This is a genomic window from Kitasatospora sp. NPDC001660, from assembly GCF_053596725.1.
This window is the reverse complement of the sequence record NZ_JBSFGU010000013.1, coordinates 112,151-126,623: the sequence shown is the minus strand read 5'-3', so window position 1 is coordinate 126,623 and position 14,473 is coordinate 112,151. Positions and strand designations below refer to the sequence as shown.

Sequence of the window (14,473 nt, the reverse complement as noted above, 5' to 3'; positions counted from 1 at the left end):
TAGGACGAGGACGAGAGAGCCAAATGGGCATCCGCAAGTACAAGCCGACTACGCCGGGCCGTCGCGGCTCCAGCGTGGCCGACTTCGTAGAAATCACGCGGTCCACGCCGGAGAAGTCGCTGGTTCGCCCCCTGCACAGCAAGGGCGGCCGTAACAACGCCGGTCGTGTCACCGCTCGCCACCAGGGTGGCGGTCACAAGCGCGCCTACCGCGTGATCGACTTCCGTCGTCACGACAAGGACGGCGTGCCGGCCAAGGTCGCGCACATCGAGTACGACCCGAACCGCACCGCGCGCATCGCGCTCCTGCACTACGCGGACGGCGAGAAGCGCTACATCATCGCGCCGCGCGGCATCGCGCAGGGTGACCGGATCGAGAACGGCGCTGGCGCCGACATCAAGCCGGGCAACAACCTGCCGCTGCGCAACATCCCGGTCGGTACCACCATCCACGCGGTGGAGCTGCGTCCCGGTGGCGGTGCCAAGCTGGCCCGCTCCGCCGGTTCCGGCATCCAGCTGCTGGCGCGTGAGGGCAAGATGGCGCACCTGCGCATGCCCTCCGGTGAGATCCGTCTGGTCGACGCCCGCTGCCGCGCCACCGTTGGCGAGGTCGGCAACGCCGAGCAGTCGAACATCAACTGGGGCAAGGCCGGCCGTATGCGCTGGAAGGGCGTCCGCCCGACCGTGCGTGGTGTCGCCATGAACCCGATCGACCACCCGCACGGTGGTGGTGAGGGTAAGACCTCCGGTGGTCGCCACCCGGTCTCGCCGTGGGGTAAGCCCGAGGGCCGCACCCGTCGCCCGAACAAGGCGTCGGACAAGCTCATCGTGCGCCGCCGCAAGACCAACAAGAAGCGCTAGGAGCAGGTCAGATGCCGCGCAGTCTCAAGAAGGGCCCCTTCATCGACGGCCACCTCATCAAGAAGGTGGACGCTCAGAACGAGGCGGGTACTCAGAACGTCATCAAGACCTGGTCCCGTCGTTCCGTGATCTCCCCGAGCATGCTCGGTCACACGATCGCGGTCCACGATGGCCGCAAGCACGTCCCGGTGTTCGTCACCGAGTCGATGGTCGGCCACAAGCTCGGCGAGTTCGCTCCGACCCGCACCTTCCGTGGCCACGTGAAGGAAGACCGGAAGTCGAAGCGTCGCTAAGCGCCTGAGCTTCAGCGCCAGAACGACTCAATGACTTACTCCATTAAGGGGACAACCATGGAAGCCAGGGCACAGGCGCGGTACATCCGCGTGACGCCCATGAAGGCCCGCCGCGTGGTGGACCTCATCCGTGGCATGAATGCCACGGAGGCCCAGGCCGTCCTGCGTTTCGCTCCGCAGGCCGCCACCGTGCCGGTCGGCAAGGTGCTCGACAGCGCCATCGCCAACGCCGCGCACAACTACAACCACTCCAACGTGGACGACCTCTACATCTCCGAGGCGTACGTTGACGAGGGTCCGACCCTGAAGCGGTTCCGTCCGCGTGCCCAGGGCCGTGCCTACCGGATCCGCAAGCGGACCAGCCACATCACCGTGGTCGTCAGCAGCAAGGAAGGGACCCGGTAATGGGCCAGAAGGTTAACCCGCACGGGTTCCGCCTCGGCATCAGCACGGACTTCAAGTCCCGCTGGTACGCCGACAAGCTGTACAAGGACTACGTCAAGGAAGACGTTGCCATTCGTCGCATGATGACGAAGGGCATGGAGCGCGCCGGCATCTCCAAGGTCGAGATCGAGCGCACCCGCGACCGCGTCCGCGTCGACATCCACACCGCCCGCCCCGGCATCGTCATCGGTCGCCGTGGCACCGAGGCCGACCGCATCCGCGGCGACCTCGAGAAGCTGACCGGCAAGCAGGTCCAGCTGAACATCCTCGAGGTCAAGAACCCCGAGCTGGACGCCCAGCTCGTGGCTCAGGGCGTCGCGGAGCAGCTGTCCTCCCGCGTCTCCTTCCGTCGTGCCATGCGCAAGTCGATGCAGGGCACCATGAAGTCCGGCGCCAAGGGCATCAAGGTCCAGTGCTCCGGTCGTCTCGGCGGCGCCGAGATGAGCCGTTCGGAGTTCTACCGCGAGGGTCGCGTGCCGCTGCACACCCTGCGTGCGAACGTCGACTACGGCTTCTTCGAGGCCAAGACCACCTTCGGCCGCATCGGCGTGAAGGTCTGGATCTACAAGGGCGACGTCAAGAACATCGCCGAGGTCCGCGCTGAGAACGCCGCTGCCCGCTCGGGCAACCGCCCGGCCCGTCCCGAGGGTGGTCGTCCCGCCCGCGGTGGCGAGCGCCGTGGTGGCGAGCGCGGTGGCCGCGGCCGTCGTCCCGCCGCTGCCGAGGCCCCCGCGGCCCCGGTCGCCGAGGCTCCGGCTGCTGAGAACACCGGAACGGAGGCCTGACCCCAATGCTGATCCCCCGTAGGGTCAAGCACCGCAAGCAGCACCACCCGAAGCGCCGTGGCGCTGCCAAGGGTGGCACCGAGCTGGCGTTCGGCCAGTTCGGCATCCAGGCCGTCACCCCGGCCTACGTGACGAACCGTCAGATCGAGTCCGCTCGTATCGCGATCACCCGTCACATCCGTCGTGGCGGCAAGGTCTGGATCAACATCTACCCGGACCGCCCGCTCACCAAGAAGCCGGCCGAGACCCGCATGGGTTCCGGTAAGGGTTCGCCGGAGTGGTGGATCGCGAACGTGCACCCGGGTCGGGTCATGTTCGAGCTGTCGTACCCGAACGAGAAGGTTGCTCGCGAGGCGCTCACCCGCGCCGCGCACAAGCTGCCGATGAAGTGCCGGATTGTCCGGCGCGAGGACGGTGAGAGCTGATGTCGGCCGCTACCAAGGCTGCTGAGCTTCGCCAGCTGGACAACGAGGGTCTCGTTGCCAAGCTCCGCGAGGCCAAGGAGGAGCTGTTCAACCTCCGCTTCCAGGCGGCGACCGGGCAGCTCGACAACCACGGACGGCTCAAGCTCGTCCGTAAGGACATCGCGCGGATCTACACCCTGATGCGCGAGCGCGAGCTGGGCATCGAGACGGTGGAGAACGCCTGATGACTGAGAACACCAACGAGACGCGCGGTTTCCGCAAGACCCGTGAGGGTCTCGTCGTCAGCGACAAGATGGACAAGACCGTCGTCGTCGCCGTCGAGGACCGCGTCAAGCACGCTCTGTACGGCAAGGTCATCCGCCGTACGAACAAGCTGAAGGCGCACGACGAGCAGAACGCGTGCGGCGTGGGCGACCGGGTCCTCCTCGCGGAGACCCGCCCGCTGTCCGCGACGAAGCGCTGGCGCGTCGTCGAGATCCTCGAGAAGGCCAAGTAACGAAGCCGATGAGGTACGGCCGTATGTGCACCGGGTCCCCCGCGGACGCCGGTGTGAGCAGCGGCCGGCCCGTCGACTCTCGTTGACGATCAGGAGAAAGCTGTGATCCAGCAGGAGTCGCGACTGCGTGTTGCCGACAACACTGGTGCGAAGGAGATCCTTTGCATCCGTGTTCTCGGTGGCTCCGGTCGCCGCTACGCCGGCATCGGGGACGTCATCGTCGCGACCGTCAAGGACGCGATCCCCGGTGGTTCGGTGAAGAAGGGTGACGTCGTCAAGTGCGTCGTCGTCCGCACCGTCAAGGAGCGTCGTCGTCCGGATGGCTCGTACATCCGCTTCGACGAGAACGCCGCCGTCGTGCTGAAGAACACCGAGGGTGACCCCCGTGGCACCCGCATCTTCGGCCCCGTGGGCCGCGAGCTGCGCGACAAGAAGTTCATGAAGATCATCTCGCTGGCGCCGGAGGTGCTCTGACCCATGGCGAACAGCATGAAGATCAAGAAGGGTGACCTGGTCCAGGTCATCACCGGCAAGGACAAGGGCAAGCAGGGCAAGGTCATCCAGGCCCTGCCGGCCGAGAACAAGGTCCTGGTCGAGGGTGTCAACCGGGTCAAGAAGCACACCAAGCCGGGTCCGGGTACCCAGGGTGGCATCGTGACCGTCGAGGCCCCGGTGCACGTCTCCAACGTCCAGCTGGTCGTGGAGAAGGACGGCAAGAAGGTCGTCACCCGCGTCGGCTACCGCTTCGACGACCAGGGCAACAAGATCCGCGTTGCCAAGCGGACCGGTGAGGACATCTGATGTCTGAGACGACTGTTGAGAAGGTGGCCCCCCGCCTCAAGGAGCGTTACAACTCCGAGATCAAGGGCCAGCTGCAGGAGCAGTTCAAGTACGAGAACGTCATGCTGATCCCCGGCCTGGTCAAGGTCGTGGTCAACATGGGTGTCGGCGAGGCTGCCCGTGACAGCAAGCTGATCGAGGGCGCGATCCGCGACCTGACCGCGATCACCGGTCAGAAGCCGGCCGTGACCAAGGCTCGCAAGTCCATCGCGCAGTTCAAGCTGCGCGAGGGCCAGCCGATCGGCACCCACGTCACCCTCCGCGGTGACCGCATGTGGGAGTTCCTGGACCGTCTGGTTTCGCTGGCCCTGCCGCGAATCCGCGACTTCCGTGGCCTCTCCCCGAAGCAGTTCGACGGCCGTGGCAACTACACCTTCGGTCTGACCGAGCAGGTTATGTTCCACGAGATCGACCAGGACAAGGTCGACCGTCAGCGCGGTATGGACATCACCGTCGTGACCACCGCTCAGACCGACGACGAGGGCCGGGCGCTCCTGCGCGCTCTGGGCTTCCCGTTCAAGGAGGCGTGAGCCAATGGCGAAGAAGTCCCTCATCGCGAAGTCCGAGCGCAAGCCGAAGTTCGGCGTCCGGGCCTACACCCGGTGCCAGCGCTGCGGCCGTCCGCACTCGGTGTACCGCAAGTTCGGCCTGTGCCGTGTCTGCCTCCGTGAGATGGCGCACCGCGGCGAGCTGCCGGGCGTGACCAAGAGCTCCTGGTAATCCAGAGCCCTAGGCACAGCTAGCGAAGCAGAGGTGCCCGACCCCACACCGCCCTTTTTTGGGCTCCTGTACGGATTCCCGTAAGGTAGTGGGGTCGGGCCCCTGCCGCGGCTTCCCCATGGATGTCCGTGGCCCTTCTCTGGAAGGGCTCGCACCCAGTCTTACTACGTCGTAGGTCCCCTGCGCTTGTGCCCCTGACGAACTCGGAAGAGTCCGGCGGGGGGACCTGGTGCGGAGAAACCACGGCGAGAGAGGCCTGAGGCCATCATGACCATGACCGACCCCATCGCAGACATGCTCACGCGTCTGCGTAACGCGAACTCGGCGTACCACGACTCCGTGGCGATGCCGGCGAGCAAGATCAAGGCGCACGTCGCCCAGATCCTGCAGCAGGAGGGGTACATCTCCTCCTACAAGGTTGAGGAGCCCGCTGAGGGCGAGGTCGGCAAGAAGCTGACCATCGAGCTCAAGTTCGGCCCCAACCGTGAGCGCTCCATTGCCGGCATCAAGCGCATCAGCAAGCCGGGTCTGCGCGTTTACGCAAAGTCCACCAACCTGCCGAAGGTGCTCGGCGGCCTGGGCGTGGCGATCATCTCCACGTCGTCCGGCCTCCTGACCGACAAGCAGGCCGCCAAGAAGGGCGTAGGCGGAGAAGTTCTCGCCTACGTCTGGTAATTCGGGAAACGGAGGTACAGCAATGTCGCGCATTGGACGGCTGCCCATCCAGGTCCCCGCTGGCGTGGACGTCACCATCGATGGCCAGACGGTCGCGGTGAAGGGCCCGAAGGGTTCCCTCACCCACGTCGTCGCTGAGCCGATCGAGATCGGCAAGGGCGAGGACGGCACCGTGCTCGTCACGCGCCCCAACGACGAGCGTCGCTCGAAGGCCCTGCACGGCCTGACCCGCACGCTGGTGGCGAACATGATCACCGGCGTGACCGCGGGCTACCGCAAGTCGCTGGAGATCAGCGGTGTTGGTTACCGAGTCACGGCGAAGGGCTCCGACATGGAGTTCGCGCTGGGCTACAGCCACCCGATCCTGATCACCGCGCCGGAGGGCATCTCCTTCGTCGTCGAGTCGCCCACCAAGTTCCACGTGGACGGCATCGACAAGCAGAAGGTCGGCGAGATCGCCGCCAACATCCGCAAGCTGCGCAAGCCCGACCCGTACAAGGCCAAGGGCGTCAAGTACGCGGGCGAGGTCATCCGCCGCAAGGTCGGAAAGAGTGGTAAGTAAGCGATGAGCGTCTCTGTCAAGATCGGCAAGGGCAACGCCTACAAGAGCGCCGCTCGCAAGCGCCGCGCGATCCGCGTTCGCAAGCGCGTCGTCGGCACCGAGGTGCGTCCGCGTCTCGTGGTGACGCGCTCGAACCGTCACATGGTCGCCCAGGTCATCGACGACGCCAAGGGTCACACCCTGGCGTCGGCGTCCACCCTCGACGTGTCCATCAAGGGCGCCGAGGGCGACAAGACCGAGCTGGCCAAGAAGGTCGGGAGCCTGGTCGCCGAGCGCGCCAAGGCTGCCGGCATCGAGTCGGTCGTCTTCGACCGCGCGGGCAACCGGTACGCCGGCCGCATCGCCGCCCTGGCGGACGCGGCTCGCGAGGCCGGGCTCGACTTCTAAGCCGCTCGTCGACTCTGTCGGCGGACGTAATCGAGAGAGGTAATTCCAATGGCTGGACCCCAGCGCCGCGGTAGCGGCGCCGGCGGCGGCACCGGTGGCGAGCGGCGCGACCGTAAGCGTGACGACCGGGGCAACGCCCCCGCCGTCGAGAAGACCGCTTACGTCGAGCGCGTCGTCGCGATCAACCGTGTCGCCAAGGTTGTCAAGGGTGGTCGTCGCTTCTCCTTCACCGCGCTGGTCGTGGTGGGCGATGGCGAGGGCACCGTGGGTGTTGGTTACGGGAAGGCGAAGGAGGTTCCGGCCGCCATCGCCAAGGGCGTTGAGGAGGCCAAGAAGAACTTCTTCAAGGTTCCCCGTATCCAGGGCACCATCCCGCACCCCATCCAGGGTGAGAAGGCCGCCGGCGTCGTGCTCCTGAAGCCCGCCGCCCCCGGTACCGGTGTTATCGCCGGTGGTCCGGTGCGTGCCGTCCTGGAGTGCGCCGGCATCCACGACATCCTGTCGAAGTCGCTCGGCTCGGACAACGCGATCAACATCGTGCACGCCACCGTGGCTGCTCTGAAGGGCCTCGTCCGCCCCGAGGAGATCGCCGCCCGCCGTGGCCTGCCGCTGGAGGACGTGGCTCCCGCCGCTCTGCTGCGGGCTCGTGCTGCCGGGGTGAGCGCCTGATGGCTCGCCTGAAGATCACGCAGACCAAGTCGTACATCGGCAGCAAGCAGAACCACCGCGAGACCCTGCGTTCGCTCGGTCTCAAGCGCATGCACGATGTCGTGGTGAAGGAGGACCGTCCCGAGATCCGCGGGATGGCCCAGACTGTCCGTCACCTGGTGACGGTTGAGGAGGTGGACTGATCATGGGCGACAACCCGATCAAGATCCACAACCTGCGTCCCGCCCCGGGCGCCAAGACCGACAAGATCCGCGTCGGTCGTGGTGAGGGCTCCAAGGGTAAGACTGCCGGTCGTGGTACCAAGGGCACCAAGGCCCGCTACCAGGTTCCGCAGCGCTTCGAGGGTGGCCAGATGCCGCTCCACATGCGCCTGCCGAAGCTGAAGGGCTTCAAGAACCCGTTCAAGATCACCTTCCAGGTTGTCAACCTCGACAAGCTGGCCGAGCTCTACCCGCAGGGTGGCGAGGTCACCGTCGAGGACCTGGTCGCCAAGGGCGCGGTTCGCAAGAACTCGCTCGTCAAGGTGCTCGGCACCGGCGAGGTCTCGGTTGCGCTGCAGGTGACGGTCGACGCCGTCTCCGGCTCCGCCGCCGCGAAGATCACCGCCGCCGGCGGTACGGTCACCGAGCTCGTCTGAGCCCGCTGACACAGCTCCGGACCCCGCATCTCCCCTCCGGGAGGTGCGGGGTTCGTGCTTTTCCGGTTCGGCCGCGGAACGGCAACCGGACGGATCGGCCCTCGTTCTTTTGTGTGGCAAACCCGGGCATCCCGTACCCCATGAGTGGGGGACGGGCGGTACGCGCTTCTTTCGAGAGGGTGCGCACTGTTAGAGTCCGTGAAGTTCCCTTGTAGGCTGCGCGTAGGCTCGCCTGTGCCGTCTGTACGGGAGCCCGAACCGCAAACTCCCCATTCAGGACCGACCCTCCCGCCGACGACGCGCGGGAGGCGCAGGAGGCACCGTGCTCAGTGCGTTCGCGCGGGCGTTCCAGACGCCCGACCTGCGCAAGAAGCTGCTGTTCACGCTGGGCATCATGGTGCTGTTCCGGCTGGGCTCGCACATCCCCATTCCCGGCGTGAGTTTCACCGCCGTGAACGAGTGCGTGAAGGAGACCAAGAACAACGGCCTCTTCGGGCTCGTCAACCTGTTCAGCGGTGGTGCGCTGCTCCAGCTCACGATCTTCGCGCTCGGCATCATGCCGTACATCACCGCGAGCATCATCCTCCAGCTCCTCACCGTGGTGATCCCGCGGCTCGAGGCGCTGAAGAAGGAGGGGCAGGCCGGCACGGCGAAGATCACCCAGTACACCCGCTACCTGACCATCGCGCTCGCCGTGCTCCAGGGCACCGGCATCGTCGCGACGGCCTCCAGCGGCGCGCTGTTCTCCGGCTGCCCGCTGGCGAACCAGATCGTGCCGGACACCGGCGTGTTCCGGGTCGCCGTCATGGTGCTGACCATGACCGCCGGCACCACCGTGATCATGTGGCTGGGCGAGCTGATCACCGACCGCGGCATCGGCAACGGCATGTCGCTGCTGATCTTCACCTCGATCGCCGCGCAGTTCCCCTCGAACATGTGGAACATCAAGTCGACCGGCACCATCGGCGGCGGCTGGGTCGAGTTCGCGTCCGTGATCGCGATCGGCATCATCGTTGTGATGCTGGTCATCTTCGTCGAGCAGGCCCAGCGCCGGATCCCGGTGCAGTACGCGAAGCGCATGATCGGCCGCCGCGCGTTCGGCGGGACCTCGACCTACATCCCGCTCAAGGTCAACCAGGCCGGTGTCATCCCGGTCATCTTCGCCTCGTCGCTGCTGTACATCCCGGCCCTGGTCGTGCAGCTGACCAACAGCCAGGCCGGCTGGGCGACCTGGATCCGGACGAACTTCGTCAAGGGTGACCACCCGATCTACATGGCCACCTACTTCCTGCTGATCGTCTTCTTCGCCTTCTTCTACGTCGCCATCTCCTTCAACCCCGAAGAAGTTGCCGACAATATGAAGAAGTATGGTGGCTTCATCCCGGGCATCCGGGCCGGTCGGCCGACGGCCGAGTACCTGAACTACGTGCTGACCCGAATCACGTGGCCGGGTTCGCTCTACCTGGGCCTGATCGCGTTGATCCCGATGATCGCCCTGGTTGCCTTCGGACAGCAGACCAGCTTCCCGTTCGGTGGCACCAGTGTGCTCATCGTCGTCGGCGTCGGACTCGAAACTGTGAAGCAGATCGAGAGCCAGCTCCAGCAGCGCAATTACGAAGGGTTCCTCCGCTGATGCGTATCGTCCTCGTCGGACCTCCCGGGGCCGGGAAGGGTACTCAGGCGCACCTGCTCGCCAAGACCCTGTCCATCCCCCACATCTCCACCGGCGACCTGTTCCGCGCCAACATCGGTCAGGGCACCCCGCTGGGGCTCGAGGCCAAGAGCTACATGGACGCGGGTCTCCTGGTGCCGGACGAGGTGACCATCGGGATGGCCAAGGACCGGATGCTGCAGCCGGACGCCGCGAACGGCTTCCTGCTCGACGGCTTCCCGCGCAACCTGGGCCAGGCCAAGGCGCTGGACGAGTTCCTCGCCGAGCAGGGCATCGAGCTCGACGGTGTGCTGGACCTGGAGGTCCCCGAGGACGAGGTCGTCCGCCGGATCGCCGGCCGGCGCCTGTGCCGCAACGACGGCGGCCACGTGTTCCACGTGGACTACAACCCGCCGAAGGTCGAGGGCGTCTGCGACGAGTGCGGTGGCGAGCTGTACCAGCGCTCGGACGACACCGAGGAGAAGGTGCGCACGCGCCTGGAGGTCTACCACACGGAGACCGAGCCGATCATCGACTACTACGTCCAGCAGGGCCTGGTGGCGACGATCTCGGCGCTCGGCAAGGTGGACGAGGTCACCCAGCGCGCGATCGAGGCGCTGAAGCAGGACAGCTGAGTTCTTAGCGACCTACGTACGGCCGCGCTCCCCGACCACGGGCAGCGCGGCCGTACGGCGTCGTACGGTGGTATGCAGTGGAAAACGGAACGTGGAAGGCGTGACCAGATGGTGGAGATCAAGACCCCCGACCAGATCGCGAAGATGCGAGCGGCCGGGCTGGTCGTCGCCGAGGCGCTGAAGGCCTGCCGTGAGGCGGTCGCTCCCGGGGTGACCACCCAGGAGCTGAACGACATCGCCGACAAGGTGATCACCGACCACGGTGCCACCTCCAACTTCCGTGCGCACCACGGCGGTCTGTGGTTCCCCGGCGTGATCTGCGCCTCGGTGAACAACGAGGTCGTGCACGGCATCCCCGGCGAGCGGGTGCTGCAGGAGGGCGACATCATCTCGATCGACTGCGGCGCCATCCTGGACGGCTGGCACGGCGACTCCGCGATCACCGTCGCGGTCGGCGAGGTCCGTCCCGAGGTCGAGATGCTGAGCCGGGTGACCGAGGGCTCGATGTGGGCCGGCATCGCCCAGATGAGGAAGGGCAACCGCCTGGTCGACGTCTCCAAGGCGATCGAGGGCTACGTCCGCCGCCAGCCGCTGCCGCCGAAGGGCAAGTGGGGCATCACCGAGGGTTACGGCGGTCACGGCATCGGCACCGCGATGCACATGGAGCCGCACGTCCTGAACTACGTCGAGCGCGGCCGCGGCAAGGGCCCGAAGCTGATCCCCGGCACCGTGCTGGCGATCGAGCCGATGGTCTCGCTGGGCACCCCGCACACCACCGTGCTGGACGACGAGTGGACCGTCGTCACCAACGACGGCACCTGGGCCTCGCACTGGGAGCACTCCGTCGCCGTCACCGAGCAGGGCCCGCTGGTCCTGACCGCCTTCGACGGCGGCAAGGCGGAGCTCGCGAAGCTCGGCGTCACCGCCGCGCCGGACCCGCTCGCGTAGTCGTGCGGCGGGCCGACCGCCGTTGCTGACGAGACATCAGGGCCCTGGAGGTTTGGACCTCCAGGGCTTTTGTCCTATTTTTTTTAACGGCCGGCAGTGGCCGCTGTGGCTTGACTTGGTCTTCGAGCGTAGGGAGAGCACGAGTGCTCAAGGGATTCCGCGACTTCATGATGCGCGGCAACGTCGTCGACATGGCGGTCGGTGTGGTCATCGGTGCCGCCTTCACCGCGGTGGTGACCGGCTTCGTGTCCGCGTTCCTCACCCCGCTGGTGGGCGTGGTGGTCGGCGCGGCCGGCGACTTCAGCTCGTACAAGGCGACGGTCGCCGGGGTCACCTTCCCGTACGGCCAGTTCCTCAACGTGCTGATCGCGTTCTTCATGACCGCCGCGGTGCTCTACTTCTGCGTCGTCCTGCCGGTGGGCAAGGCCACCGCCCGGTACCTGCCGAAGAAGCCGGCCACCCCGAAGCGGCCCTGCCCCGAGTGCCTGACCGAGATCCCCGAGGCCGCCCGCCGCTGCTCGGCCTGCACCGCCCACGTCGAGCCGCTGGCGGTCACCGTGGGGGCGTGAGGCCCTCGGTGTGACGCGGCCCGCCTTTCGGGGCCCCCGTTTTGGCCCATCGCACGCGCTGGCGTAGGATGGACCGTCGGCTCACTCGTAGCGTGCTTCAGCACGCCCTCTTCCCCTCGGGGGCGGGGTGAACCCAGGTTCGCACGAGCGTTCCGCATACGGTAGCCGGTCCCGGAAGGTGGATCTCGCAGTTCATGGCTAAGAAGCAAGGCGCCATTGAGATCGAGGGCACCGTGATCGAGTCTCTTCCGAACGCGATGTTCAAGGTCGAGCTGCAGAACGGTCACAAGGTCCTCGCGCACATCAGTGGCAAGATGCGCATGCACTACATCCGCATCCTGCCGGACGACCGGGTCGTCGTGGAGCTCAGCCCCTACGACCTCACGCGCGGCCGGATCGTCTACCGCTACAAGTAAGAACGTCAGATCTAGACCCGGAGAACCTGAACATGAAGGTCAAGCCGAGCGTCAAGAAGATCTGCGACAAGTGCAAGGTGATCCGCCGCCACGGCCGGGTCATGGTGATCTGCGACAACCTGCGCCACAAGCAGCGCCAGGGCTGATCTCTCCCAGCATTTCTCGTAGTACTTCGCGCGACGCGAAAACGTCATAAGCGGGCTACCCGATCCGTCCGGAGAACTGGACGGACTGCCGCCCCCGGTCAGAGGCCGGGGCTCCTCCTCATCGTCCGCAGGACCGTGAGATGCCCGGAGTAGGTAGCACGCAAGACCTCTGAAGAACCACAGGAGCCTTGAATGGCACGCCTCGCCGGCGTTGATCTCCCCCGTGAGAAGCGGATCGAGATCGCCCTCACCTACGTGTACGGCATCGGCCGTACCCGCGCCCAGCAGACCCTGGCCGAGACCGGTGTCAACCCGGATGTCCGCGTTCGCGACATCTCCGAGGACGACCTCGTCAAGCTGAGCCAGTACATCGACGCCAACTACACGGTCGAGGGTGACCTCCGCCGTGAGGTGGCCGCCGACATCCGCCGCAAGGTCGAGATCGGCTGCTACGAGGGTCTGCGTCACCGCCGTGGCCTGCCGGTCCGTGGCCAGCGCACCCACACCAACGCGCGTACCCGCAAGGGCCCGCGTCGCGCGATCGCCGGCAAGAAGAAGCCGGGCAAGAAGTAGTCCGTCCCGTAACCGGACATCCCTCCGGCCCGCGGGTCAGCGGACCGACCACCTCAGTAGGAGAACAGACTTATGCCCCCCAAGGGTCGTCAGGCTGCCGGCGCGAAGAAGATCCGCCGCAAGGAAAAGAAGAACGTCGCTCACGGCCACGCGCACATCAAGAGCACGTTCAACAACACCATCGTTTCGATCACCGACCCGTCGGGCAACGTGATCTCCTGGGCCTCCGCCGGCCACGTCGGCTTCAAGGGCTCGCGCAAGTCCACCCCGTTCGCCGCGCAGATGGCCGCCGAGGCCGCTGCCCGTCGCGCGCAGGAGCACGGCATGCGCAAGGTTGACGTCTTCGTGAAGGGTCCGGGCTCCGGCCGCGAGACCGCGATCCGTTCGCTCCAGGCCACCGGCCTGGAGGTCGGCTCGATCCAGGACGTCACCCCCACCCCGCACAACGGCTGCCGTCCGCCGAAGCGCCGCCGCGTCTGACGCAGCGCCTTCGGGCACGCAGTCTCTGCTTTGAACCTCGTACGGGGTCCTGCTTTTGTGCGGGACCCCGTACGCTTGGTCCCGTCGGCATCAAATAGTGGGTGCCGAAGACAACTGGAGGAACCTCCCCATGCTTATCGCTCAGCGTCCTTCGCTGACCGAAGAGGTCGTCGACGAGTTCCGCTCGCGGTTCGTGATCGAGCCGCTGGAGCCGGGCTTCGGCTACACCCTCGGCAACTCCCTGCGCCGCACGCTCCTGTCGTCGATCCCGGGTGCCGCTGTCACCAGCATCCGCATCGACGGCGTCCTGCACGAGTTCACCACCGTGCCGGGCGTCAAGGAGGACGTGACCGACCTCATCCTCAACATCAAGCAGCTGGTCGTCTCCTCGGAGCACGACGAGCCGGTCGTGATGTACCTGCGCAAGCAGGGCCCGGGTGTCGTCACCGCCGCCGACATCGCGCCGCCGGCCGGTGTCGAGGTGCACAACCCCGAGCTGGTCCTCGCCACCCTGAACGGCAAGGGCAAGCTGGAGATGGAGCTGACCGTCGAGCGCGGTCGCGGCTACGTCTCCGCCGTCCAGAACAAGGCCTCCGGCCAGGAGATCGGCCGCATCCCGGTCGACTCGATCTACAGCCCGGTGCTGAAGGTCACCTACAAGGTCGAGGCCACCCGTGTCGAGCAGCGGACCGACTTCGACAAGCTGATCGTCGACGTCGAGACCAAGCCCGCCATGCGTCCGCGCGACGCCATGGCCTCGGCCGGCAAGACCCTGGTGGAGCTGTTCGGCCTCGCCCGCGAGCTGAACATCGACGCCGAGGGCATCGACATGGGCCCGTCCCCGACGGACGCCGCCCTGGCCGCCGACCTGGCGCTGCCGATCGAGGAGCTGGAGCTCACCGTCCGCTCCTACAACTGCCTCAAGCGCGAGGGCATCCACACCGTGGGTGAGCTCGTCGCCCGCTCCGAGGCCGACCTGCTCGACATCCGCAACTTCGGCGCGAAGTCGATCGACGAGGTCAAGGCGAAGCTGGCCGGCATGGGCCTGGCCCTCAAGGACAGCCCGCCCGGGTTCGACCCGACCGCGGCCGCCGACGCCTTCGGCGCCGACGACCTGGACGACGCGGGTTACGCCGAGACCGAGCAGTACTAAGAGATTTGGCCGCGGGGGCGGTTCTTGCGAGGACCGTCCCCGTCGTCGTGAAAGTCGTGCGGGCACCGTGCCCGTACGCCCGCTGCGGTACCTGGTACGGCCGCAGTCG

The 14,473-nt window shown here is 66.6% G+C and carries 26 protein-coding genes; all 26 read left to right on the top strand.

The window, feature by feature from the left end; genetic code table 11:
* The first annotated feature begins 23 nt into the window (after positions 1-23).
* On the top strand, positions 24-860 hold the full coding sequence (gene rplB, locus ACWCXH_RS16935) for a 50S ribosomal protein L2 (protein WP_030232466.1): 837 nt from the start codon (positions 24-26) through the stop codon (positions 858-860).
* 11 nt (positions 861-871) lie between these two features.
* Complete coding sequence (gene rpsS, locus ACWCXH_RS16930; protein ID WP_030280772.1) at positions 872-1,153, top strand: 30S ribosomal protein S19; 282 nt, start codon at positions 872-874, stop codon at positions 1,151-1,153.
* 57 nt (positions 1,154-1,210) lie between these two features.
* Positions 1,211-1,558 carry a 50S ribosomal protein L22 gene (rplV, locus tag ACWCXH_RS16925; protein WP_030280773.1) on the top strand — a complete coding sequence of 116 codons (348 nt, stop codon included), beginning with the start codon at positions 1,211-1,213 and terminating at the stop codon, positions 1,556-1,558.
* Positions 1,558-2,382 carry a 30S ribosomal protein S3 gene (rpsC, locus tag ACWCXH_RS16920; protein WP_030055823.1) on the top strand — a complete coding sequence of 275 codons (825 nt, stop codon included), beginning with the start codon at positions 1,558-1,560 and terminating at the stop codon, positions 2,380-2,382. The genes rplV and rpsC overlap by 1 nt, the downstream gene beginning before the upstream one ends.
* Positions 2,383-2,387: 5 nt before the next feature.
* Entirely contained in the window at positions 2,388-2,807 is a 420-nt protein-coding gene (gene rplP / locus ACWCXH_RS16915) for a 50S ribosomal protein L16 (protein ID WP_030232476.1), read from the top strand.
* Positions 2,807-3,031: a 50S ribosomal protein L29 gene (gene rpmC, locus ACWCXH_RS16910; RefSeq protein ID WP_030263491.1), complete on the top strand. Its 225-nt coding sequence runs from the start codon at positions 2,807-2,809 to the stop codon at positions 3,029-3,031. Before rplP ends, rpmC begins: the two co-directional genes overlap by 1 nt.
* Positions 3,031-3,303 carry a 30S ribosomal protein S17 gene (rpsQ, locus tag ACWCXH_RS16905; protein WP_030280777.1) on the top strand — a complete coding sequence of 91 codons (273 nt, stop codon included), beginning with the start codon at positions 3,031-3,033 and terminating at the stop codon, positions 3,301-3,303. The genes rpmC and rpsQ overlap by 1 nt, the downstream gene beginning before the upstream one ends.
* Positions 3,304-3,405: 102 nt before the next feature.
* On the top strand, positions 3,406-3,777 hold the full coding sequence (gene rplN / locus ACWCXH_RS16900) for a 50S ribosomal protein L14 (RefSeq protein ID WP_030232481.1): 372 nt from the start codon (positions 3,406-3,408) through the stop codon (positions 3,775-3,777).
* A gap of 15 nt (positions 3,778-3,792) precedes the next feature.
* Entirely contained in the window at positions 3,793-4,104 is a 312-nt protein-coding gene (gene rplX, locus ACWCXH_RS16895) for a 50S ribosomal protein L24 (RefSeq protein ID WP_270151185.1), read from the top strand.
* Complete coding sequence (rplE, locus tag ACWCXH_RS16890; protein ID WP_449802191.1) at positions 4,104-4,673, top strand: 50S ribosomal protein L5; 570 nt, start codon at positions 4,104-4,106, stop codon at positions 4,671-4,673. Before rplX ends, rplE begins: the two co-directional genes overlap by 1 nt.
* 4 nt (positions 4,674-4,677) lie before the next feature.
* Entirely contained in the window at positions 4,678-4,863 is a 186-nt protein-coding gene (locus ACWCXH_RS16885; RefSeq protein WP_030055830.1) for a type Z 30S ribosomal protein S14, read from the top strand.
* 267 nt (positions 4,864-5,130) lie between these two features.
* The gene (gene rpsH, locus ACWCXH_RS16880) at positions 5,131-5,538 is read left to right on the top strand and encodes a 30S ribosomal protein S8 (RefSeq protein ID WP_030280781.1); all 408 of its coding nucleotides are present in this window, start codon (positions 5,131-5,133) and stop codon (positions 5,536-5,538) included.
* 22 nt (positions 5,539-5,560) lie between these two features.
* A complete protein-coding gene (gene rplF / locus ACWCXH_RS16875; protein WP_030280782.1) occupies positions 5,561-6,100 on the top strand; it encodes a 50S ribosomal protein L6 in 540 nt (179 codons plus the stop codon).
* Between the two features lie 3 nt (positions 6,101-6,103).
* Positions 6,104-6,487 (top strand): 50S ribosomal protein L18, encoded by a 384-nt coding sequence (gene rplR, locus ACWCXH_RS16870; protein ID WP_030280785.1) that lies wholly within the window; start codon positions 6,104-6,106, stop codon positions 6,485-6,487.
* Between the two features lie 48 nt (positions 6,488-6,535).
* Positions 6,536-7,156, top strand: coding sequence for a 30S ribosomal protein S5 (gene rpsE / locus ACWCXH_RS16865; RefSeq protein WP_350573992.1), 621 nt, complete (start codon positions 6,536-6,538; stop codon positions 7,154-7,156).
* Entirely contained in the window at positions 7,156-7,338 is a 183-nt protein-coding gene (rpmD, locus tag ACWCXH_RS16860; RefSeq protein WP_030300409.1) for a 50S ribosomal protein L30, read from the top strand. The genes rpsE and rpmD overlap by 1 nt, the downstream gene beginning before the upstream one ends.
* Before the next feature lie 2 nt (positions 7,339-7,340).
* Positions 7,341-7,793, top strand: coding sequence for a 50S ribosomal protein L15 (rplO, locus tag ACWCXH_RS16855; RefSeq protein WP_449802190.1), 453 nt, complete (start codon positions 7,341-7,343; stop codon positions 7,791-7,793).
* A 322-nt stretch (positions 7,794-8,115) separates the two neighbouring features.
* Positions 8,116-9,426: a preprotein translocase subunit SecY gene (secY, locus tag ACWCXH_RS16850; protein WP_449802189.1), complete on the top strand. Its 1,311-nt coding sequence runs from the start codon at positions 8,116-8,118 to the stop codon at positions 9,424-9,426.
* Positions 9,426-10,079: an adenylate kinase gene (locus ACWCXH_RS16845; protein ID WP_449802188.1), complete on the top strand. Its 654-nt coding sequence runs from the start codon at positions 9,426-9,428 to the stop codon at positions 10,077-10,079. Before secY ends, ACWCXH_RS16845 begins: the two co-directional genes overlap by 1 nt.
* Before the next feature lie 108 nt (positions 10,080-10,187).
* Positions 10,188-11,027, top strand: coding sequence for a type I methionyl aminopeptidase (map, locus tag ACWCXH_RS16840; RefSeq protein WP_449802187.1), 840 nt, complete (start codon positions 10,188-10,190; stop codon positions 11,025-11,027).
* 143 nt (positions 11,028-11,170) lie between these two features.
* Complete coding sequence (gene mscL, locus ACWCXH_RS16835) at positions 11,171-11,596, top strand: large conductance mechanosensitive channel protein MscL (protein WP_449802186.1); 426 nt, start codon at positions 11,171-11,173, stop codon at positions 11,594-11,596.
* Between the two features lie 194 nt (positions 11,597-11,790).
* The gene (gene infA, locus ACWCXH_RS16830) at positions 11,791-12,012 is read left to right on the top strand and encodes a translation initiation factor IF-1 (RefSeq protein WP_003956442.1); all 222 of its coding nucleotides are present in this window, start codon (positions 11,791-11,793) and stop codon (positions 12,010-12,012) included.
* Between the two features lie 32 nt (positions 12,013-12,044).
* Complete coding sequence (gene rpmJ, locus ACWCXH_RS16825; protein WP_003956441.1) at positions 12,045-12,158, top strand: 50S ribosomal protein L36; 114 nt, start codon at positions 12,045-12,047, stop codon at positions 12,156-12,158.
* A 192-nt stretch (positions 12,159-12,350) separates the two neighbouring features.
* Positions 12,351-12,731, top strand: a complete 381-nt coding sequence (gene rpsM, locus ACWCXH_RS16820) for a 30S ribosomal protein S13 (RefSeq protein WP_188306769.1) — start codon at positions 12,351-12,353, stop codon at positions 12,729-12,731.
* A gap of 72 nt (positions 12,732-12,803) precedes the next feature.
* Complete coding sequence (gene rpsK / locus ACWCXH_RS16815; protein ID WP_014136257.1) at positions 12,804-13,211, top strand: 30S ribosomal protein S11; 408 nt, start codon at positions 12,804-12,806, stop codon at positions 13,209-13,211.
* 130 nt (positions 13,212-13,341) lie between these two features.
* Positions 13,342-14,364, top strand: a complete 1,023-nt coding sequence (locus tag ACWCXH_RS16810) for a DNA-directed RNA polymerase subunit alpha (protein WP_030055844.1) — start codon at positions 13,342-13,344, stop codon at positions 14,362-14,364.
* Positions 14,365-14,473: the final 109 nt, after the last annotated feature.